The organism is Acidobacteriota bacterium (genome assembly GCA_018001935.1).
Lineage (GTDB): Bacteria > Acidobacteriota > JAAYUB01 > JAAYUB01 > JAAYUB01 > JAGNHB01.
Genome location: JAGNHB010000053.1, coordinates 14,493 through 34,754, shown reverse-complemented (window position 1 = coordinate 34,754; position 20,262 = coordinate 14,493). Strand labels below are relative to the sequence as shown.

The 20,262-nt window shown below is 67.0% G+C and carries 26 protein-coding genes; 1 reads left to right on the top strand and 25 read right to left on the bottom strand.

Annotation, left to right across the window (positions count from 1 at the left end; translation table 11 throughout):
* Nucleotides 1-8: 8 nt before the first annotated feature.
* The 23 genes from rpmD to KA419_16605 all read right to left on the bottom strand — a co-directional run bounded on the left by rpmD (nucleotide 9) and on the right by KA419_16605 (nucleotide 11,005).
* Entirely contained in the window at nucleotides 9-206 is a 198-nt protein-coding gene (gene rpmD, locus KA419_16715; GenBank protein MBP7867577.1) for a 50S ribosomal protein L30, read from the bottom strand.
* Nucleotides 203-706: a 30S ribosomal protein S5 gene (gene rpsE / locus KA419_16710; protein MBP7867576.1), complete on the bottom strand. Its 504-nt coding sequence runs from the start codon at nucleotides 704-706 to the stop codon at nucleotides 203-205. The genes rpmD and rpsE overlap by 4 nt, the downstream gene beginning before the upstream one ends.
* A gap of 20 nt (nucleotides 707-726) precedes the next feature.
* Entirely contained in the window at nucleotides 727-1,086 is a 360-nt protein-coding gene (locus tag KA419_16705) for a 50S ribosomal protein L18 (protein ID MBP7867575.1), read from the bottom strand.
* 40 nt (nucleotides 1,087-1,126) lie between these two features.
* Nucleotides 1,127-1,687 (bottom strand): 50S ribosomal protein L6, encoded by a 561-nt coding sequence (gene rplF, locus KA419_16700; GenBank protein ID MBP7867574.1) that lies wholly within the window; start codon nucleotides 1,685-1,687, stop codon nucleotides 1,127-1,129.
* 13 nt (nucleotides 1,688-1,700) lie between these two features.
* The gene (rpsH, locus tag KA419_16695; protein MBP7867573.1) at nucleotides 1,701-2,099 is read right to left on the bottom strand and encodes a 30S ribosomal protein S8; all 399 of its coding nucleotides are present in this window, start codon (nucleotides 2,097-2,099) and stop codon (nucleotides 1,701-1,703) included.
* A gap of 21 nt (nucleotides 2,100-2,120) precedes the next feature.
* On the bottom strand, nucleotides 2,121-2,306 hold the full coding sequence (locus tag KA419_16690) for a type Z 30S ribosomal protein S14 (protein ID MBP7867572.1): 186 nt from the start codon (nucleotides 2,304-2,306) through the stop codon (nucleotides 2,121-2,123).
* 18 nt (nucleotides 2,307-2,324) lie between these two features.
* Nucleotides 2,325-2,867, bottom strand: a complete 543-nt coding sequence (rplE, locus tag KA419_16685) for a 50S ribosomal protein L5 (protein ID MBP7867571.1) — start codon at nucleotides 2,865-2,867, stop codon at nucleotides 2,325-2,327.
* Nucleotides 2,868-2,877: 10 nt separating this feature from the next.
* Complete coding sequence (gene rplX, locus KA419_16680; protein ID MBP7867570.1) at nucleotides 2,878-3,192, bottom strand: 50S ribosomal protein L24; 315 nt, start codon at nucleotides 3,190-3,192, stop codon at nucleotides 2,878-2,880.
* Between the two features lie 19 nt (nucleotides 3,193-3,211).
* Complete coding sequence (rplN, locus tag KA419_16675; protein MBP7867569.1) at nucleotides 3,212-3,580, bottom strand: 50S ribosomal protein L14; 369 nt, start codon at nucleotides 3,578-3,580, stop codon at nucleotides 3,212-3,214.
* An 18-nt stretch (nucleotides 3,581-3,598) separates the two neighbouring features.
* A complete protein-coding gene (rpsQ, locus tag KA419_16670) occupies nucleotides 3,599-3,868 on the bottom strand; it encodes a 30S ribosomal protein S17 (GenBank protein MBP7867568.1) in 270 nt (89 codons plus the stop codon).
* A 17-nt stretch (nucleotides 3,869-3,885) separates the two neighbouring features.
* A complete protein-coding gene (gene rpmC / locus KA419_16665) occupies nucleotides 3,886-4,083 on the bottom strand; it encodes a 50S ribosomal protein L29 (GenBank protein ID MBP7867567.1) in 198 nt (65 codons plus the stop codon).
* 5 nt (nucleotides 4,084-4,088) lie between these two features.
* Entirely contained in the window at nucleotides 4,089-4,502 is a 414-nt protein-coding gene (gene rplP, locus KA419_16660; GenBank protein ID MBP7867566.1) for a 50S ribosomal protein L16, read from the bottom strand.
* A 3-nt stretch (nucleotides 4,503-4,505) separates the two neighbouring features.
* Entirely contained in the window at nucleotides 4,506-5,171 is a 666-nt protein-coding gene (gene rpsC / locus KA419_16655) for a 30S ribosomal protein S3 (protein ID MBP7867565.1), read from the bottom strand.
* Nucleotides 5,172-5,183: 12 nt separating this feature from the next.
* Entirely contained in the window at nucleotides 5,184-5,528 is a 345-nt protein-coding gene (gene rplV / locus KA419_16650) for a 50S ribosomal protein L22 (GenBank protein MBP7867564.1), read from the bottom strand.
* A gap of 16 nt (nucleotides 5,529-5,544) precedes the next feature.
* Entirely contained in the window at nucleotides 5,545-5,832 is a 288-nt protein-coding gene (gene rpsS, locus KA419_16645) for a 30S ribosomal protein S19 (GenBank protein MBP7867563.1), read from the bottom strand.
* Between the two features lie 18 nt (nucleotides 5,833-5,850).
* Nucleotides 5,851-6,672, bottom strand: coding sequence for a 50S ribosomal protein L2 (gene rplB / locus KA419_16640; GenBank protein MBP7867562.1), 822 nt, complete (start codon nucleotides 6,670-6,672; stop codon nucleotides 5,851-5,853).
* A 24-nt stretch (nucleotides 6,673-6,696) separates the two neighbouring features.
* Complete coding sequence (rplW, locus tag KA419_16635) at nucleotides 6,697-6,990, bottom strand: 50S ribosomal protein L23 (GenBank protein ID MBP7867561.1); 294 nt, start codon at nucleotides 6,988-6,990, stop codon at nucleotides 6,697-6,699.
* Nucleotides 6,987-7,613 carry a 50S ribosomal protein L4 gene (gene rplD / locus KA419_16630; protein ID MBP7867560.1) on the bottom strand — a complete coding sequence of 209 codons (627 nt, stop codon included), beginning with the start codon at nucleotides 7,611-7,613 and terminating at the stop codon, nucleotides 6,987-6,989. The genes rplW and rplD overlap by 4 nt, the downstream gene beginning before the upstream one ends.
* An 18-nt stretch (nucleotides 7,614-7,631) precedes the next feature.
* Complete coding sequence (gene rplC, locus KA419_16625) at nucleotides 7,632-8,261, bottom strand: 50S ribosomal protein L3 (GenBank protein MBP7867559.1); 630 nt, start codon at nucleotides 8,259-8,261, stop codon at nucleotides 7,632-7,634.
* Nucleotides 8,262-8,280: 19 nt separating this feature from the next.
* Complete coding sequence (gene rpsJ / locus KA419_16620) at nucleotides 8,281-8,607, bottom strand: 30S ribosomal protein S10 (GenBank protein MBP7867558.1); 327 nt, start codon at nucleotides 8,605-8,607, stop codon at nucleotides 8,281-8,283.
* A 435-nt stretch (nucleotides 8,608-9,042) separates the two neighbouring features.
* A complete protein-coding gene (locus tag KA419_16615) occupies nucleotides 9,043-10,356 on the bottom strand; it encodes a serine hydrolase (GenBank protein ID MBP7867557.1) in 1,314 nt (437 codons plus the stop codon).
* A gap of 8 nt (nucleotides 10,357-10,364) precedes the next feature.
* Complete coding sequence (locus tag KA419_16610) at nucleotides 10,365-10,760, bottom strand: type II toxin-antitoxin system VapC family toxin (GenBank protein ID MBP7867556.1); 396 nt, start codon at nucleotides 10,758-10,760, stop codon at nucleotides 10,365-10,367.
* Entirely contained in the window at nucleotides 10,757-11,005 is a 249-nt protein-coding gene (locus tag KA419_16605; protein MBP7867555.1) for an AbrB/MazE/SpoVT family DNA-binding domain-containing protein, read from the bottom strand. Before KA419_16605 ends, KA419_16610 begins: the two co-directional genes overlap by 4 nt.
* A gap of 344 nt (nucleotides 11,006-11,349) precedes the next feature.
* Between KA419_16605 and KA419_16600 the strand changes: the two genes are divergently transcribed.
* Nucleotides 11,350-12,738, top strand: coding sequence for a hypothetical protein (locus KA419_16600; GenBank protein MBP7867554.1), 1,389 nt, complete (start codon nucleotides 11,350-11,352; stop codon nucleotides 12,736-12,738).
* A gap of 1,248 nt (nucleotides 12,739-13,986) precedes the next feature.
* On the opposite strand, the gene KA419_16595 is transcribed toward KA419_16600, so the two are convergent.
* A complete protein-coding gene (locus tag KA419_16595; protein ID MBP7867553.1) occupies nucleotides 13,987-16,125 on the bottom strand; it encodes a hypothetical protein in 2,139 nt (712 codons plus the stop codon).
* 146 nt (nucleotides 16,126-16,271) lie between these two features.
* Nucleotides 16,272-20,165, bottom strand: a complete 3,894-nt coding sequence (locus tag KA419_16590; GenBank protein MBP7867552.1) for an FtsW/RodA/SpoVE family cell cycle protein — start codon at nucleotides 20,163-20,165, stop codon at nucleotides 16,272-16,274.
* Nucleotides 20,166-20,262 lie beyond the last annotated feature (97 nt).

Below are 20,262 nucleotides of genomic sequence, written 5' to 3'. Positions count from 1 at the left end.
CACCGCCGTTATTCGATGATTTTGACAAGGTGCGGAATCTTCGCCACCATCCCGCGGATGGCCGGCGTGTCTTCCCGCTCGACCACGTGGTTGAGCTTGCGCAGCCCCAGGCTCTTGACCACCAGCCGATGTTTCTTCGGCGTGCAGATCATGCTGCGGTAGTACTGGATGCGGATCGTCTTCGTGTCTTTGGAAACGGGGCTCATGACTGGATCTCCTCCACGGACTTCCCGCGCTTGCGGGCCACGTCCTCCGCGCGCCGGAGGCTCTGCAGGCCGGAGAAAGTGGCCCGGACCACGTTGTGCGGGTTCTTGGAACCGAGGGACTTCGTCAGGATGTCGGAAATTCCCGCCGCCTCCAGCACGGCGCGGACGGCGCCGCCGGCGATGACGCCCGTCCCCGGGCCGGCCGGCTTGAGCATCACCAGGCCCGCGCCGAAGCGCCCCATGATGGGGTGGGGGATGGTGGAGCCCTTCATCGGAACGTTGATCATGTTCCGCTTGGCCTGCTCGACACCTTTCTTGATGGCCATGGGGACTTCCTTGGCCTTCCCCTTGCCGAACCCCACGCGTCCCTTCTGGTCGCCAACCACCACCAGCGCGGCGAAGCTGAGGTTCTTCCCGCCCTTCACCACCTTGGTGACGCGGTTGATGGACACCACGCTTTCCTTGAATTCGAGCTCTTCCGGGTTGGTATTGTATTGAATATCCACGGTGCCACCTTCTCCTAGAATTTCAGTCCGCCTTCGCGGGCACCCTCGGCCAGGCTCTGGATCCGGCCGTGGTAGAGGTATCCGCCCCGGTCGAAGACCACCTGGGTGATCCCTTTCTCGACGGCCCGCTTGGCCACCAGTTCACCCACCTTCTTGGCGGCTTCCTTGTTCTTCGTGGACTTCAGGTCCCCCTTGAGGTCCTTGTCCAGCGTGGAAGCGCTGGCCAGGGTGCGGCCGGAGGCGTCGTCGATGATCTGGGCATAAACGTTCACCAGGCTGCGGAACACGCACAGGCGGGGCCGTTCGGACGTGCCCTGGACTTTCCGCCGCACGCGCTGGTGTTTCTTCAGATGTCTTTCAAGTCGTGTTCTGATGTTGCTCATTCCTGCCACCCGTGATTCTGTAGTCTCGGACTTACGCGGTCTTCTTGCCTTCCTTCAGGCGGATCGTCTCGTCGCTGTAGCGGATCCCCTTCCCCTTGTAGGAGTCGGGGCTCCGGAACCCGCGGATCTCCGCCGACACCTGGCCCACCACCTGCTTGTCGATCCCCTCGACGAAGATGGTCGCGATGTAGTTGGGGATCTTGCGGGCGGCCTTCTCGGCGCGGATCTTGATCCCGTCGGGCACCGGGTACTCGATGGGGTGGGAGTAACCGAGGCTCAGGACCAGCTTGCTGCCCTGCACCTCCGCCTTGTAGCCCACGCCGATCACGTCCAGCTCCCGGACGAAGCCGGTGCTGACCCCGGTCACCATGTTGTTGACCAGGCTCCGGATCAGGCCGTGCAGGGCCCGGACCCGCTTGGTCTCGTCGGCGCGCGTCACGTGGATCTGGCCGTCCTTCACCTGGAGGTCGATCTCCGCCGGCAACGTCAGCGGGAGGGAGCCCTTGGGGCCCTTGACTTCCAGCGCGCGGTCCTTGAGGTTGACCGTGACGCCCGCCGGAACCTTGATCAGTTTTTTCCCTATTCTCGACATGGTCGCACCTTCATCAATAGATCTTGCAGAGAATCTCTCCGCCCAACCCCAGCTTCTGGGCCGTCCTGGAGGTCATCAACCCGCGGGACGTGGAGAGGACCGAGAGCCCCAGGTTGCCCAGGACGGCGGGAATCTCGTCCTTGCCGCAGTACACGCGCCGGCCGGGGAGGCTCACGCGGTCCAGGCAGGAGATCACCGGCTCTCCCTGGGCGTCGTATTTGAGGGCGATATGGATCTCGTCCCGCTTGGCGGCCTTCTTCGTGATGAAGTCCTCGATGTAACCTTCTTCCTTCAGGATGCGGACGATCTCGGTCACCGTGCGGGACTTCGGAAGGACCACCAGCGAGTGCTTGGATCTCAGGGCATTCCGGATTCGGGTCAGGGCATCCGCGATGGGATCACTCATGCTCATGGCATCGCTCCAATAATAAGTTTACCAGCTGGCCTTGATGACGCCGGGGATTTCGCCCGCGAGCGACAGGTCACGGAAACAGATGCGGCAAAGCTGGAATTTACGGTAATAGCCGTGCGGACGGCCGCAGCGCTTGCAGCGGTTGTACTGACGCACCTTGAACTTCGGCTTTCTCTGGCTTTTCACGATCATCGATTTCTTGGCCACGATCAATCCTCGCTTCCGTTAGTTTTTGCTGAAGGGCATGCCCATCAGGCGAAGGAGCTCGCGGGCTTCCTCGTCGGACTTCGCCGTGGTGACGATGGTGATGTTCATTCCCCTCGCGTGGTCCACTTTGCCGTAGTCGATCTCGGGGAAGATGAGCTGGTCCTTCAGGCCCAGGGTGAAGTTGCCGCGGCCGTCGAAGGAGCGAAGGCTGACGCCCTTGAAGTCGCGGACGCGGGGCAGCGAGATGTTCACGAGCCGGTCGAAGAACTCGAACATCCGCTCACGGCGCAGCGTGACGCAGCAGCCAATGGGCATCCCCTTCCGCAGCTTGAAGCTGGAAATGGGCTTCTTGGCCTTGGTCACCACGGGCTTCTGGCCCGTGATGCTCTGCAGTTCATCGACGGCGGCGTCCATGGCCTTCGGGTTCTTGATGGTCTCGCCGACCCCCATGTTGATGACGATCTTGGTCATCGTCGGGACGGCCATGACGTTGGAGTAACCGAAGCGCTTGCGGAGCGCGTCCATCACGTCGGTCCTGTATTTTTCCTTCAATCTGCTCATGGTTCACCCGTCATTCGATATTCGTGTTGCACTTCTTGCACACACGGACGTGCTTCCCGTCGGCCAGGCGGCTGTTGCCGGTCCGGGTGGGGCGGTTGCACGAGGGACAGATCACCTTCAGGTTGGAGACGTGGATGGGCGCCTCTTTCTGGATGATCCCGCCCTTGATCTGCTTCTGGGGGTTCGGGCGGACGTGCTTGAAAATCTGGTTGAGGTTTTCCACCACGGCCTTGTCCTTGTCCGGGATCACCCGGAGGACCTTGCCCGTTTTTTTCCTGTCCTTGCCCGTCAGCACGAGCACCTTGTCGTTTTTCTTGATATGCATCTTGGGCCCTCGCCTCGTATTAGATCACTTCCGGCGCCAGGGAGACGATCTTCATGAATTTCTTGTCCCGAAGCTCCCTGGCGATGGGGCCGAACACTCGCGTGCCGATGGGTTCGCCCGCTGCGTTGATGAGGACGGCGGCGTTCTCGTCGAACCGGATGTAGGTGCCGTCCTTCCGACGGTACTCCTTCCGGGTCCGGACGACCACCGCCTTGACCACCTGCCCCTTCTTCACGGTGCCGTCGGGGCTGGCCACCTTCACCGTGGCCGAGATGACATCCCCCAGGGTGGCCCGGGTCCGGGACGCACCGTGCTGGGGCGTGATGCACATGATCTCCTTGGCGCCCGAGTTGTCAGCCACTTTCAGAATGGTCCGCATCTGGATCATGATGACATCTCCTCCACCTTATTTCGCCTTCTCGACGATTTCCACGACGCGCCAGCACTTCCGCTTGCTGAGGGGACGGCACTCCATGATCCTCACGCGGTCTCCCACGTTGCAGGCATTGGCTTCGTCGTGGGCCATGAACTTCTTGGTCCGGCGAATGATCTTCTTGAAGGCCGGATGCGTCATGATCCGGTCGACGGACACCACCACGGTCTTCTCCATGGCGTTGCTGGTCACGACCCCGACCTTGACGTTCTTGTTTCCCGTTTCCTGTACTGTGTTTTCCATAGGGCACTCTTCCCGGTTCATCTGATTTTCATTTCTTTTTCGCGGAGAACGGTTCTCACCCGCGCCAGGTCGCGCCGGATGCCGCCGATGAGGTTCGGCTTGTCCAGCTGGCCGGAAGCGCTCTTCATCCGCATCTTGAACAGGTCCTCGGAGAGGCGCTTGATCTCCTCGCGAAGCTCGTCAGGCGATTTTTCCCTGAGTTCGGTCGGTTTCAGCATGGTCATGCTCCATATCTCTTGACGAATTTGGTCTTCACGGGCAGCTTGTGGGAGGCCAGGCGGAACGCTTCCTCGGCGATGTCCAGGGTGACCCCTTCGATCTCGTACAGGACCCGGCCCGGGCGGACGACCGCCACCCAGCCTTCCGGGGCGCCCTTGCCCTTGCCCATGCGGGTCTCGGCCGGCTTCTTGGTGATGGGCTTGTCCGGGAACACGCGGATCCAGATCTTGCCGCCGCGCTTGATGTAACGGGTCATGGCGATACGGGCCGCCTCGATCTGCCGGTCGGTGACCCACCCGCCCTCGAGGGCCTTGAGGCCGTAGTCGCCGAAGGAGACGTTCTGCCCACGCTGGGCGCACCCCTTCATGCGACCTTTCTGCTGTTTGCGGTATTTGACCTTCTTCGGCTGCAACATGGCTTATCTCTCCCCGACAGCTTTCCCGTCTTTCCGGGTTTTGTCCTTGAGCTTCTCGCCCTTGTAGATCCAGACCTTGACGCCGATGACGCCGTAGGTGGTGTACGCCTGGGCGAAACCGTAGTCCAGGTCCGCCTTGAGGGTGTGCAGAGGCAGCTGCCCCACCAGGTACCACTCGGAGCGGGCGATCTCCACCCCGTTCAGGCGGCCGGAGCAGCGGATTTTCACGCCCTTGGCGCCGGTCTTCACCGCGGAGTCCACCGCGCGCTTCATGGCCCGGCGGAACGCGACGCGCTTCTCGAGCTGGGTGGCGATGGCCTCGGCCACGAGCTGGGAATCCAGCTCGGGGTCCTTCACCTCGACCGCCTTGATGTCCACGCTGCGACCGGTGGTGTTGCTGAGCTCCACCTTCAGCTTCTCGATTTCCTTCCCCTTCTTCCCGATCAGGATGCCGGGGCGGGCGGAGAAGATGAACACCCGGAGCTTGTCGGCGGCGCGTTCGGTTTCGATCCGGCTGATGCCGGCATGGTAGAACTTGGACTTGAGGGCTTCCTTGATCTTCAGGTCCTCGTTCAGCAGCTTGCCGAAATTCTTCTTTTCATACCATCTGGATTTCCAGGTCTTGTTGTATCCCAGCCGGAATCCATAGGGGTGTGTTTTCTGGCCCAAGGTGACTTCCTCCTACCTGTTGTCGGAAACGTGGATCGTGATGTGGCAACCGTGGCGCCGTTCGCGGTACGCCCGTCCCATCGGGGCGGGGCGCAGGCGGCGCCGGAACTTGGTGGGGCCCATGTCCACGTACGCCCGGGAGACGAACAGTTCGTCCAGGCTCACGTTCTTGTCGGCGTACTCGGCGTTGGCGATGGCCGACTTCAGGACTTTCTCCACCCGGTCGGCCGCCCGCTTCTTCGAGAAGCGCAGCAACCCCAGCGCCTCCTCCACGGAGAGCCCGCGGATCTGGTCCACGACCAGGCGCGCCTTCTGGGCGGAACCCTTCAGGAATTTTCCCATTGCCCTTTTTTCCATCTCCGCACCTCTCGCCCTACTTCTTCGCGGCCATCTTCTTGGCCGTCTTGGACGTGTGCCCCTTGAAATACCGGGTGGGGGAGAACTCGCCGAGCTTGTGCCCCACCATGTTTTCCATGACGTACACGGGGATGAACTTCTTCCCGTTGTAGACGGCGAGGGTCAGGCCCACCATGTCGGGGATGACGGTCGACCGCCGCGAAAACGTCTTGATGACCTGCTTCTTATCCTTCTCACGGGCATCCTCGACCTTCTTCATGAGATGATCGTCGATGAAAGGCCCCTTGCTGATTGAGCGCGACATTCGCTTATCCTCCTTCCCTTACTTCCGCCGACGGATGATGACGTTGTCGGTCCGCTTGTTGTGGCGGGTCTTGTACCCCTTGGTGGGGACCCCCCAGGGGGTCACCGGGATACGGCCGCCCTTGGTCTTGCCCTCACCGCCGCCGTGCGGGTGGTCGATGGGGTTCATGGCCGTCCCGCGAACCGTGGGCCGCACGCCCATCCAGCGGGTCCGGCCGGCCTTCCCCACCGTGATGTTCCCGTGGTCCAGGTTGCCGACCTGGCCGAGGGTGGCGCGGCACTCCAGGAGGATCTTCCGCAGTTCGCCGCTGGGGAGGCGGACCACGCCGTGGTCGCCTTCCTTGGCCAGCAGCTGCGCGGCGCACCCGGCGCTGCGAACCAGCTGACCGCCCTTGCCGGGGCGGAGTTCCAAATTGTGGATGAAGGTGCCGACGGGGATGTTCCGCAGGGGCAGACAGTTGCCGAGCTGGATGTCGGCCTTCTCCCCGCTCATGACCATCGCCCCTTCCTTCAGGCCGTCCGGCGCCAGGATGTAGCTCTTGACGCCGTTGGCGTAGTGAAGCCGGGCGATGTTGGCGGAGCGGTTCGGGTCGTACTCGATGGAGCCGACCTTGGCCGGGATGTCGTCCATCTGGCGCTTGAAGTCGATGACACGGTAGCGCTGCTTGTGGCCGCCGCCGTGGTGGCGCATGCTGAGCCGGCCGTGGCAGTTGCGGCCGCCGGAGCGCTTTTTCGGCTCCAGCAGCGACTTCAGCGGCTGGACGTCCGACAGCTCATCGAAGGTGAGCTGGGTCAAGAATCTCCGACTGGGGGTAACCGGTTTATGTGCTTTGATTCCCATCGCTGTTATTCCTGAACCGAGATTTTAGATGTTATCGAAGTACTCGATCATCTTCTCGCCCGCCTTCAGCTTGACGAGAGCCTTCCGGTAGCCGGGGCGGTGCCCCTCGTAGCGGCCCATGCGGCGTTTCTTCTCGGGCATGTTCATGATGCGCACCGACTGGACCTTCACGTTGAAAAGCTTCTGGACCGCTTCCTTGATTTCGGGCTTGCTGGCGTCGGGGTGGACTTCGAAGACCGCGTAGTTGCCCTCGTTCTTGAGGTCCACGCCCTTTTCCGTGATGCGGGGGCGCTGGAGCACCTGGTAAATGTCTTTCATCGCCCGAGTACCTCCTGGAGCTGGAGAATCGATGCCTTCGAGAACAGCACCGTGCCGCTGTTCAGCACGTTGTAGATGTTGACCCCGGTGTGGGGGACGAAGGTGGCCTTCGGGAGGTTCCGGGAGGCGAGGACGGCATTGGCGTTGCCCATGTCGTCTACGATGAGGACCTTGCCCGGAACGTCCAGGGTGGCGAGAATGCCCGCCATCGCCTTCGTCTTGTGGCTGGGCACGTCCAGCTGGTCCACCACGAGCACCTGGTTCTGCCGGAGCTTCTCGGACAGCGCCGACATCAGGGCGCCCTTCCGCTTCCGCTTCGGGAACACGTAGGAGTAGTCGCGGGGCTGGGGGCCGAACACGGTCCCGCCGTGCCGCCAGATGGGGCTGCGGGTCTGCCCGGACCGGGCGCGGCCGGTCCCCTTCTGGCGCCAGGGCTTCCGGTTGGAGCCGCTGACCTCGCCCCGCCCCTTGGTGGCGTGGGTGCCGCGGCGCCCGCAGGCGTTATAGTGCCGGACCGCTTCCCAGATCAGGGTCTCCTTCAGCTCGACGCCGAAGACGTCGTCCCGGAGCTCGAGCCGGTCCACCGTTTCGTTGTTCAGGTTCTTGATTTCCACTACTGGCATGATCGTTCTCCCCGATCCTTATTTCTTCTTGACGAAGACGTAGCTGCCGTTGTAGCCGGGCACGGCGCCCTTGAGCAGCACGATGTTCTTCTCCGGAAGGATCCGGACCACCTCCAGGTTCTTCACGGTGACCCCGGCGTCGCCCATGTGGCCGGCCATCCGCATGCCCTTGATGACACGGGAGGGATAGGCCGAGGCGCCGATGGAACCGGGGGCGCGGTGGAACATGGAGCCGTGGGTGGAACCGCCGCCGCCGAAGTTGTGGCGCTTCATGACCCCCTGGAACCCCTTGCCCTTGCTCTTGCCGGTGACGTCCACCTTCTCGTTGATCTGGAACACGCCGTCCGCCTTGATCTCCTGGCCCACCTGGATCTCCTCGAGGGAGATAGTGGGCTTGAACTCGCGGAGAATGCGCGTCGGGACGACCTGCGCGCGGAGGAAATGCCCCTTCACGGGCCGGGTGACCTTCTTGGGAGGACGCCCCTCCACCAGCCCCACCTGGATGGCCTCGTAGCCGTCCCGTTCCAGGGACTTCTTCTGGACCACCACGCAAGGCCCCAGCTGGATCACGGTCACGGGAACCACGCGGCCGTCTCCCTGGAAAATCTGCGTCATTCCAATCTTTTTTCCAATGAGCCCTTCAACCATCGCTCACTCCGTTGTAGTATTATTTGTGATCCGAGCCGAAAGCCTTGATTTCCACGTCGATGGCGGCCGGAAGGTCCATCTTCATGAGCTGATCGAGCGTTTCGGGGGTCGGTTCGAGGATGTCGATCAGCCGCTTGTGGGTCCGGATCTCGAACTGCTCCCGGGACTTCTTGTCCACGTGCGGCGACCGGAGGACGGTGTACCGGTTGATGTTGGTGGGCAGCGGAATGGGGCCCGACACCTTGGCACCGGTACGAAGGGCGATATCCACGATTTCCGACGTGGACTGGTCCAACACCCTGTAATCGTACGCCTTCAAACGGATCCTGATGATTTCATCGATCATACTTCACCAATAGGGCAGAGTTTACGAGCCGAGTTTTACTTCCCGCTCACGGAAATCGTCGGTCTGCTGAAAAAGGGTTTTCGGAACCCCCGCCCGGAGGCGGGTCCCACGAATCGCCGGCAGTGTCGGCCGTGAACGGGGGGCTGTCCGAAATTATCAGGCGTCGCAGCGGAACCCGTCGGGTTCATGCAAGGCCTATAGTAAAAAGAAGACGCACAAGGCGTCACCGGCAAAGACGGGCAGTTTACACCTTGAACCGGAAAAAGCAAGCAAAAAATTCACGGGAAGAAAAAATTGTTCGGGGCCGGCCTGGGTCGACAGCTGCGGGAAAGGACCCAAAGGACCAGAGGGACCCAAAGGACCAAAGGGACGGCAGGGGGCAAAAGCGGCGGGGAAGGATCGGCAGGCGGGAAACCATGGAAGGCCGCGTGGGTCTCAGGGGGCCGTGACGGCGGGGATGACATAGTCCCGGATCAGGATTCCCGCGTCGATCTCGTCCGGCGTGCCCGCCGTGTTCTCCGTCGTCACCAGGACGAGGTCCAGGTCGGGCATGACGTAGATGAACTGGCCGCCGTACCCCCACGCGAAGTACATGGGGTGGCCGGAAATCGTGCGCGACCACCAGCCGGTGTCGTAGGTGAACTCCGCATCGACCGGCCAGATTCCCTCGGCGGCCTGGGCCACGGCCGACGCCGGGAGCAAGCGCCGGCCTTCCCACAGGCCGCCCCGGAGGTAGAGCAGGCCGAACTTGGCCATCTCCCGCGGGGTCATGTAGACGTTGCACCCCCCGGAGTCGACCCCCTGCGGGTCCGGGCACCCCCAGTGCTCGACGGTGATGTTCAGGGCGTCCAGCAGGTTCTCGGCGGCGAAGGCGTGGGTCGGCAAGCCCGTGGCCTGCTGGAGCACGGCCGAGGCCAGGTGGGTGTTGCCGGTGCTGTAATTGAAGGAATTCCCCGGCGCATAGAGCTGCGGCAGCGCGACGATGGCCTGCACCCAGTCGGGGGTCTTCTCGAGGGCGTACTCCGTGCTGTCCTCCGTCCACAGGAGGCCGGACGACATCTGCATCAGGTGCCGCACCGTGATGTCCCGCTTGCCTTGCGGGGCATCGACGAAAAGGCCGGGCAGCACGGCGGACACCGGCGTGTCCCAGCCGTCCAGGCAGCCCTTCTCGACGGCGAGGCCGATCAGCGCCTGTAAAAGGCTTTTGGAGGCCGAGTGGATGTTGTTGGCCCGGGATTTGTCCATGCCCTGGTAGTAGCGCTCGTAGACGAGTTTGCCGTGGCGGACGACCAGCAGGCTGAAGATGCAGGAATTGCCGGCGATGGAGTTGCCCCCCGCCTCCAGCAGCAGCGGGTCCAGGCCCTCGGCCTCCGGGGTGGAGAAGTGCCAGTCGGCGGTGTCGTCGCGCGGGTCGGTGTAGGTGGGGTTGCTCTCGTACCAGCGGCCGGCCGGGGGATGCATCCGCCGCAGCAGGCCCAGGCAGTCCGCCGCGTCCACCCTGCCGTCGTCGTTGACGTCGGCGTTGGCGGGGGCGCTGAACTGGTTCGGCATCAACGAGCCCGCCAGGTACTTCTCCAGATTCCCCAGGTCCTTCGAGTTCACCGCCCCGTTGCGGTCGAGGTCGCCGGGCGACCGTGGCGGGATACACCCGTCACGGGCGCACAAGGGCATGCCGGAAAACAACACGCTGAAAAGGGCCAACATCACCAGCCGCATCGGAGTCCCCCGGGCGTCGGATCGGCGTTGCATCCCTGCCTTCAGATCAGCGTGAAACCCGCTTCCTGACCGGCCTTCCGGTCGAAGGTCAGCGTCGATTCCGCTCCGGAAAGCCTGCCACAGATGCAGATCAGGAGATCAACCAGTTCCAGCCGGGTTTTCAGGCCCAACCGGATCAGTTCCCTGACACGGTCGACCTGCTCGAATTCCAGGACGGGCATCAGGGTCAGGGCATCCAGCGCTTCCAGAATGGCCGCCTTGTCGAGACCGTACACGGATCGCAGAACCCAGATCAGCTCCATCACCACCGGCAACGTGATCAGGAAGCTCTCGCCCTCTTCCTCCGCACCGGCCAGCAATCGACGAACCCGCTCGGCCTGGGCACGGTCATCGTTGACCAGGAACCGCACCAGGACATTGGTGTCCAGTGCCTTCATTTCCAGTTCTCCCAGTGAAGGGTCCGGACTGCTTCGTCCATCTCTTCAACGGTTGCGGTTTGCTGTGTTTTTCCCGACAGGCAACCGAAGACGTCCGACACTTTGCGCGTCACCGGCCGGACGAGGATGACCCCGGAGTCGGTGAGCTGAAAATCGAGCTTGTCCCCCGCCCCCAGGTGGATCCGGTCCCGGATTTCCTTGGGCACCGTGACCTGGCCCTTGCTAGTCATCGTGGCAATGCTCATCTCGGCCCTTCCTTACCAATTCGTCCGCTTTTTATTATATCGTAAGGAGAATGCCGGTGAAAGAGGAATTGGCATGGCCGTCCCTGCAAGAATTCGGATTCCGGGGGGCAGCCGAACCTGTGGCGCCATCTCCCCGCAGGCGCTTTAGCGGCTGCGTTCCTACCAGCATGATGAGGGTCGAATGTCCGCGGCGGCTTGACAACGCCGGTGCCGGCGCCTACAATGCCGCCTCCGAAACCCCTCAGGGGGGGCGATGCCGGGAGCAAAACGCGGCATCCGGGAACCGGGTCCGCCCGGAACGCGATGCGGGGCGTGACTTCGCGAGGAGGTATCGACGAACAACCATGGGCAGACCGGACCCCATTGACGGCAACGATCCCGGCCCGGCCTCGGCCCGGCCCCTCCTGATCCGCAAGCACCCGCCGGCGGGGAGAATGTTCGTCCTTGGCCTGCTCTCCTGGTCCCTGGGCAACCTCGCCGCGGACCAACTCCTCGGACGCCCTCCGGAGTACGTCGGCGGCGGCCTGCTGACCGCCGCCTGGCTCCTCGTGTTCAGCGCCTTCTGGCTGAACGCCGTCGCCTGCGTCGCCTGGTCCCGCGTGGGGCTGGAGATCGGCCCCGACGGTGTCACCGTCCGGGAGGCGGAGCACTTCGGCCTCGGGGAACAGCGCTTCCCCTGGGCCGCCCTGACCGGCACCTCCCCGGTGGACGGGGCGATCCTGCTCCACGAGGCCGGCCGGGTCACCCCCGTGGACACCCGCGACCTGCTGGCCGGCGCCGACTGGATCGCCCGCCGGGCTTGGGCGGCCCGGCCCCCGGGACACGCCACGACCCCGGACGAAAGCGCCCCGGGCGCCGGCACCGCGTCGCCTTGCCCCGGGACCCCGCCCCCGGGGGTGGATCCCGCCGGGGAACCGGCAGGCCCGGGAGATTCCGCCCCCCTCGACGCCCCGGGCGCCAACCCGCCCCCCGCCGGGGTCCCGCCCGATACGGACGCCCTTTTTCCCGAGGGGGGCCCCGCCGGGGATTCGCCCGACCCGGCCGATCCCCCGCCGCCGGCGGCCGACAACGTCCCGGCGGTCCGTTCCGCCGTGCTCCCTGACGCCGGCGTTGCGTACTTTCCCCCCGCCGGCGAGCCGACCGACGCCGACTGGCCGGCCGGCTTCCGCGACGCCTCCGACGACCGGGTCCTGGAGCGCTGGGTCCTCGACGGCGAGGCCCGTCTCCGCCTCCTCCAGTGGACAGCGGCCCTGGCGGGCGCCGCCTGGGTGGGCGCGGCGGCCGTGACCGCCATGGGAGAGGCCCTGCGGGTCGGCCGGCCCGAGACCTTCCACCACTACGTCTACCGCGGCTTTCTGCCCTGCCTCGCGACCCTGCTGGCCGGCTTCGCCCTGTCAGGGTGGATCCGTCGCGTGGTGCGGGCCTGGGTTGGCCGCCGGGACCTGGCCGGTTGGAACGTCCCGCCGGGGTCCCGCGCCGGGTCCGACGCCCCCCTCTCCCGGGAGGGGTTCCGGGTCCTGGACCGGGTGTTCGGCCGCCTGGAAACCCTGTTCTTCACCCATTTCGTCTGGTTGATGGGCCCCCTGGTCCTCGCCCGGGCGGGTTACCCGCTGTGCCTGCGCACCCTGACCCCCCTCTGCGCCGCCTACCTGGCGGGCAACCTCCTCGTGGCCCTCATCGCCTCCGCCCCCCTGCTCGCCCCCGCACGAAGAGGCCCCGGCAGGCCGAGGTAGGCTGTAGTCCCTACGAAGTAAGATCTTTGGCAAAATGAGCAAGATTTGAGATCATCGGTGGGCTCCCACCGCTTTCAGAGCGGGGAAACCCGGTGCGGGGACGGAGGAGGGAATCCCGGCCGCGTCGTCCGGCATGCCCCGGGGCTAAAATGCCCCACTGGTTCTGATCCGGTTCCGGAATCGACGTATCCGGTCTCTCGCAAGGACGTCCGGACGCAAAGCCTCGCAAAGGAATCCTCCTTTTCCGGTTCCGGCTTTGCGTCTTTGCGCCTTTGCGAGAGGTAAAGACCGCCTGTTTTTTTCTGGAGCGTCCGGATGATCCGTGTCCATCCGTGTTCATCCGTGGTTTCTCTCCAGTTTATCCGGGTTGGGCTGTAGACTGTAGGTCCGGAGTGTTCTTATCGGGGTCGGTATCGGTATCGTAATCGCTGTCGCAATCGCTGTCGCAATCGCTGTCGCTGTCGCTGTCGCAGTCGCTGTAGCTGTCGCGGTCGCAGTAGCTGTCGCTGTCGCAGCCGGGATCGCCGGCCCCCTTGACGATGGCGCCCCGCAACCCTCGATCTTCCCCCTTCCCTGAGGAGTGCGGCGCGAAGGGACAAAGGGACCTAAAGGAGCAAAAGGACCAAAGGGACAGGCTGAGCCGGCGCGGAAGGCGGCGTTGAGGGGGCCTGCCACACAAGCAGGCGCTTTGGCGGCCTTCCTTTGCGAACTTGGCGCCTTGGCGAGATCACGAACCAATTTCTTTGTCAGCTTGGCGCCTTGGCGAGATCACGAACCAATTTCTTTGTCAGCTTGGCGCCTCGGCGAGATCACGATCCGATTTCTTTGCCAGCTTGGCGCCTTGGCGAGCGCGGATTCGGATCTCGATCTCGCCAAGGCGCGAAGACCGCAAAGAAAACGGGGCCCGACCTTCGCAGAACCCAACCGGGGTTTGCGCTTCGGGGGCCCTGGACCTCCCCGAAGGGGAGGAGGCGTCCCAGCCGGGGGCAAGGCGCGGGCGCCGGCCACTAACGTGCAACGTGCCGTTCTGCAGGGGCGCCCGCGGCGCCGCCCCCGGAACGCGGCGGCAGAGGGAGCAACCGCACCCTGAAAGGGTGCTGGGAAAGCGGGTTTTCCCCGGCCCCTGCTCCCCGGACCGGAAGGCGCACTCGGAGAAGCCGCCCCGCAACTCAACACGCAGCGTTCGTGTGATTCGTGGTTTTTGTTCCGTGTATTGCGTGGTCCCTCTTCCGCTGTCCCCCGGCGGCGTCAGGGCGTCGCGCGGGCCATCAGGACCAGGTCCACCGCGTTGGTCTTCCGGTCGCCGTCGATGTCGCCGCAAGCCAGTGGGCCGGGTACACGGGAGCGCACCGCGGCGAGGGCGTCGGCGAGGCCCTGCCGGTCGGCCGCCGTCCGCTGGGTGTCCCAGTTCAGGTCGCAGGGGTCGACTGTCAGGCCCACGGCGCCATCGCGGGGGGTCCCCACGGCCACGCCGCCCGGCCAGACGGCGCCCGCCGCCAGGCAGACCGTCTGCGAGAGCTTCGCGGGGGTCGACCCGTTCAGCGGGTAGGTCACCCCGACCCCCGTCCAGGTGCACCCGCCGTCGCCGCTCACCCAGGTCCCCAGGTCCGCGGTCCTCAGGTAGACCACGCCCGGGCGCAGGGGGTCCGGCGTCGCGTCCAGCGCGGCGGAGAGAACGTCCCGCCAGGGGGCATCCGGCGGGCAGGCCTCGCGGAGTGCGCGCCAGTTCTCCCCGCCGTCCACGCTCTTGAGGATTCCCACCGACGGAATGACCCCGTAGAGGGTCCCCGGAACGCCGGGGTCGGGCGCGACCCTCTCCAGCAGCGGGGGCGTCTGGCCCCAGGTGGCGCCCCCGTCGGCACTCACCATGAACCCGTTGGTGGTGCAGGCGTAGAGGGTCCCCTCGGTGAAGGGGTCGAAGGCCACGTCCCAGGTGGGGCCGATGAAGCGCGGGGTCCAGTTCAGGGCGCCGTCGGTGGTGAAGGCGGCCCCGCCGGAGAAGAAGACGAACTCCATGCGGCAGGTGCCGTTCCACAGGTGGCTGACGTCGAAGGGATCGACGACGATGGCGTTCACCCCGAGGTAAACGAGGCCGTTGCTGGCCGCGGACCAGGCGCCCCCGCCCGCGTCGCGCCGGAAGACGCCCCCGCCGTCCGTCCCGGCGTAGAGGGTCCCCGTGGGCGCCGCCGCGATCACGTTCAGCCGGAGGTCGGCGGGGCCGCCGCCCACCGGGGCCCAGCCGGAGGCCCCGTCCGGGCTGCGGAGCACGCCGGCCCCCTGGATGCCCGCCAGCATGGAACCGGTCCCCGACGGGTCGGCGGTGAGGCACTCGACCCGGGTGTTGGTGAGCCCGGCGTTGGAGGCGGTCCAGGTGCCCCCCCCGTCGGTGCTGCGCAGGACCCCCTCCGGCACGGTCCCCAGGAGCAGTTCGGTAGAATTCGGGTGGATGGCGAGACCCTGGCAGACCTTCGTCGCCAGCCCCGCCCAGGTGGACCCGTTGTTGGTGGTCTTCCAGAGCCCCCCCCGGGACGGGTCGCCCCAGATGTCCCGGGTGTTCCCCCCCAGGAAGAGGGTCCCCGGGTTGGCAGGGTCCACCGTCACCACACCCACGTCGGCGTCCGCGGTGGGGGTGGCGACGATGGTCCAGGTCTGGCCGTCGTCGAGGCTGCGGCGCAGAAGGTTGTAGATGTCGAAGACCCAGAGGGTCCGCGGGGTGGTGGCCGCCACCGCCATGCGGTCGCCCAGGATCTGCTCGAACATGTCGCCGCCGTCCAGGCGGGTCCAGGCGTTCCCGCCGTCGATGCTGCGATAAACGCCCGTCCCGGCCGCGTAGATCACGTTGTGGGTCACGGGGTCCGCGACGATCCGCCGCGGGGTCGCCCCCGTCTTGTAGACTTTCCCGGGATCGGCGACGGCGGCCCAGGTGTCGCCGCCGTTGAGGCTGCGCTGGACGGCCCCCCCCGTCACGGCGAAGAGGGTGCTGGGGGTCGTGGCGTCCATGGCCAGGGACTCGACGCCCCACAGGATGAGCCGGCTCCAGGCGGCGCCGCCGTTGGTCGTGCGCAGAAGTCCCAGCTCGTGACCCCACACCCAGACGCGGTCCGCGTTCTGCGGGTCGACGATCAGGCCTTCCGCCCCCCCCTCCCAGTTCTCGGCCCCGCCGGCGTAGGTCCAGTGAACGCCGCCGTCGGTGCTCTTGAAGGGCCCGCGGTCGGCGGTCAGGGCCCAGGCCACCAGGGGGTTCAGCGGGTGGATGGCCACGGCGGCGACGTCGCCGCCCGCGGGGCCGTCTCCCGTGAGGCGGTTTGAGCCCGCCGTCGCCGGCGCCGCCAGGACGGCAGCCAGCGCCACGATCGCCAGGGATCTCGAAAACCAGGGTCGGGTCATGTCTCCTCCTCCTCTCCGGCCTATGGGTACTGATGAGCGAAAGGCCCCGAGGTCGCAAGCTCGCGCGCCCCGTTCCACCCGCGGCAGATCCGCGAGTTTAGCAGAGAATGCTGGAAAGATAAACCGGGATCTGACGCCGGCGGCGTTTACCGGGCGCCGCGGGGCACAGCCTTCCTGGCGGGCTGCTTCACCGGCCTGACGGTTTTCCCCTTCACCGGGGCCTTGCCCCCGCGAGCCTTCCCCTTGACCGTCGGGGGAGGCTTGGCGTTCTTCCCGGCCTTCCGGGCCGGGGCCGGACGGACGGAGGGGGCTTTGCCCCGGGCCTTCGGGGCAGGCCTGGCGGCGGCCTTCCCCCGGGCCTTCGGGACCTTGCCCCGCACGGTGGAAGGCGCCTTCTTCCCCGCGGGCGGCGCATCGACGCGGGACGGGTTGCCGGGGTCGCGGGACGCCGACGGGCCCGTCTCGTCCGTGACCCACGCGTTTTCGGGAACGGGCGGCGCCGGCGCCCCCGCGGCGGGAGCGCCCCCCGGGCCCGGCAGCAAGGGAGGAGAACCGGGCGGCGCCGCGGCGGCCGGGGGGACCGTCACCGGAAGACCGGCAAGGGGGGGTGACGGCGGCGGGGGTGAAGGAGCCGGTTCCGGGAAGAGGTCCCTCTCCTTCACTGCCGCCAGGAAATCGTGGGCGGCGGGGGCGGCGGTCCGTCCCCCGTACCCGCCGTTCTCGACGAGGAAGGCGAAGGCGAGGGGGTTTGCGCCCTCCCCGGGGGGATCGGCAAAGCCGATGAACCAAGCGTGGGACTGCTTGTCCCCGGAAGCGTTCTGGGCGGTCCCCGTCTTGCCCCCGACCCCCAGGCCCTCGACGGCGGCCCGCCGCCCGGTCCCCTCCGTCACCACCCGGACCATCCACTCGCGGAGCCGCGCGGCGTCGGCCGGGTCGCGGAAGGCGGCGGCCGGGGCCGGGGTCTGATCCCGCGGCGACAGGGCGAGGCACGGGTCGACCCGGAAACCCCCGTTCGCGGCGAGAGCGGCCACGCGCGCCATCTCCAGGGGGGTCACCGTGATCATGGCCTGCCCGTAGGCGTTGTCGGGGAGGTTCGGCTCCAGGGCCGCGGCGTCCTTCACCCCCGCCAGCTGCAGGCCCAGCGTCGAACGGCAGAAGGCGAAGAGGGGGCCGGCGCCCAGGCGCGTCCCCAGCCAGGCGAAGTAGACGTTGCACGACTCGATCAGGGCCCGGGGCATGGCGATCCGCCCGTGGGCCCGTTCCGTCCGGTCGTCGGTGACGCCCCGCTTGTGGAGTTTCCCGCCCCACGTCCAGGGGACCACGGTCTCGTGAGTGCAGATCGTGGCCTCCCGGTCCGGGTCCATCCCTTCGGCCAGTGCCGCCGCCGCCGTCACCACCTTGAAGGTGGAACCGGGCGGGTAGATCTCGAAACGGCAACGGTCCCGGGCCGCGTAGCCGTCGGGCCCGTGGATGGTCCGCAGGCGGGCGGGGTCCGGGGGGAGGTTGGGGTCGAAGCCCGGCAGGCTCAGGCAGACCAGGAGGCCCCCGTCCGCGGCGTCCAGGACCGCCGCGGCCCCCGCCGTCCGCGGGACGCCGTCGATGACGGGGAAGTTCTTCCGGAGGGCTTCCGCCGCCGCGGCCTGCAGCCGGATGTCCAGGGCCAGGACCACGTCGCGGTCCTTGCGGAGGACTTCGCCCAACCGGCCGTCCGGGTAGGCCCCCCGGTCGCGGAACGGCCCCGCGAGGCCGCTGTAGTCGGCAAAGACCACCCGGTTGCCGTCCACCAGCTCCACGCGCTCCACGTAGCGGTACCCGCGCAGGTGGTTGTCGAAGCGCTTCTCCACCGTGCGTTCGTCGGACCAGTAGTCCTGGAAGCACCCCAGCAACTGGACGGTGAGCGGCCCGAAGGGGTAGACGCGCCTGCGGCCGTCGGCCGCGGGGGGGTCCAGCCCCAGTTCACGGGCGACGACGGCCGCGCGCGCCACCTCGTCCGCTTGTGCCGCCGCCAGCGGGAGGCCGTTGCGGTCCCGGATCACCCCGCGGGGGATGGCGTCCGCCAGCGCCAGCACCCGGCGGTTGACGGCCCAGCGGCGGACGCCGTCCGCCTGAGGGACCAGGCAGGGCCGCACCAGGACCGCATCGGCGTCGGGGCCCATCACCCGCCACGCCTGGTTCCCCGCCAGGAAGAGGGTGAGCAGCACCGCGGCGGGGACGGGGAGGGCCGCCCAGGGGAGCTTGACGGGGCGCGGCTCCTCCGGCCGGGGCCGCGAGGCGACGTTGATCATGAGGCCCACCAGGAGGAAGGCGGCGATGGTGGCGGACTTCCCGTACCCCACGAGGGGGAAAGGGATGCCCGTCAGCGGGAGCAGCCCCACGGCGCCGGCGCTGATCACCGCCGCCTGCACGCCGAAGAGGAGGGCGAGGCCGAAACCCAGGTAGCCGGCGTAGACGTGCCGGGCGCGGTAGGCGTGCAGCACCATCATCCCGAAGAGGAAAGCGCAGCCGCCCAGGAGGAGCGCCACGGCGGCGAAGCCGAAGACCTCGCCCGACGAGGCGAGGATCAAGTCCGTGTGGCCGGCGGGAACGAACTGGGGAGAGGAGAGCCCGGCCCCGCTCCCGGAGGTCCCCCCCGACGCGAAGGCCCAGAGGGACTCGGCGAGCTGGAGCCCGCCGGGGCGGTGGTTGTCCCACGGGGAGAGCCACATCTCGATCCGGGTGGTCACCGTCTGGAAGGTGGCGTGGCGGTAGCAGTACCAGAACGCCCCGGTCAGGAGGGCGAACCCGGCCAGGCCCAGCACCACGCGGCGCGACACCACGGCGAAGAGGCAGACGAAAACGAGGTAGAGCACCAGGGCGGGGCCCAGGTCCTTCTGGAGGAAGAAGAAGACCAGGGAGGCCGCCATGAAGACCGCCACGGGGCAGATGTCCCGGATGCGCGGGAGCGAGACGAAACCGATGCGGAAGGCGTCCAGGGAGCGCAGCTCGTTCTCCCGCTCCGAGAGATAGGCCGCCAGGAAGAGCACCACGAGGAGCTTGACGAACTCCACCGGCTGGAAGCCGAAGAGGTTGATGCGGGTGTCGGTCCCCTCGGGGCCGGTGCCGAAGAGGACCAGGAGCGCCGAGAGCCCGAGGGCGGCCAGGATGGTCAGGTACTTGTAGCGCTCGAGGTCCGCGAGGCGGACGACCCCGGCCGCCAGGGCCAGGACGACGCAGGCCCCGGCCACCCCCTCGGTGTAGGTGAAGGCCAGCGGGTTGTCCCGGAGGGGGTCCTGGAACTGGTAGAGCACCACGGCGGTGAAGGCGGTGAGGAGGAGGGCCGCAGGGAGGTACAGTTCGCCCCCGGAACGCCCCCGCGAGCGCAGGAAGAGGTGAACCAGGAGGAACAGCGCCGGGAAGGCCCCCAGGTGGATTCGCCAGGCCTTGCGGGCCTCCTCGGGCGACCGGACCGCGAGCGCGCGGCGGAGGTCCTGCCAGGCGGCCGGGGTCAGCCCGGGGACCGCGTTGGTGCGGAAGGTCTTCCCGTCGATGCCGAGACAGGCCTGAAGGGAGATGTGCATCCGGCCCCACCACCCGGCCTCGCGGAGGGCCCGTTCGATCCTCCCGGCCAGAAGATCCACCGTCGCCGGCGGGAGCCCTCTCGCCAGGACCCCCCGGAGGTCCCGCGCCGATGCGGATCCCAGGAAGAGCGGGCCGGGGTCTTCCCCCGTCGATGCCCCGCTGCCCTCCGTTGCGGGCGGGGAACCGGGGGCGGGGCCCGGCGAGGCGGGGCCGGACGGCTCTCCCGGCGGCGCCGGGGCCGGCATGGCCGTCCCGCCGCCTTCCGGAACCGCCGGCTCGGAGATGGCACCGGCCCTCCGCTCCATGCCCGGCGGGAGGGAAATGGCCGGGGTGCGGGAGGCCGTGCGGCTCCAGGCGGGAGGGTGCGCACAGGCGTTGATCCGCGCATCGCCCGCGGCGAGACCCGCGAGGAGTACCGCGGCGCCCGCCGCCAGCAGCATGATGAGTTCCAGGTTCCGGTACCGCCAGACGTTCCCTTTCATCCCACCTTCCCGGCCGGGGACGTTTCGGGGTCAGGATGCTCAGGCCCCACGGTATGCCATCGCCGGCAGGGAAGTCAAGGCCCGCCGAACCGGGGTG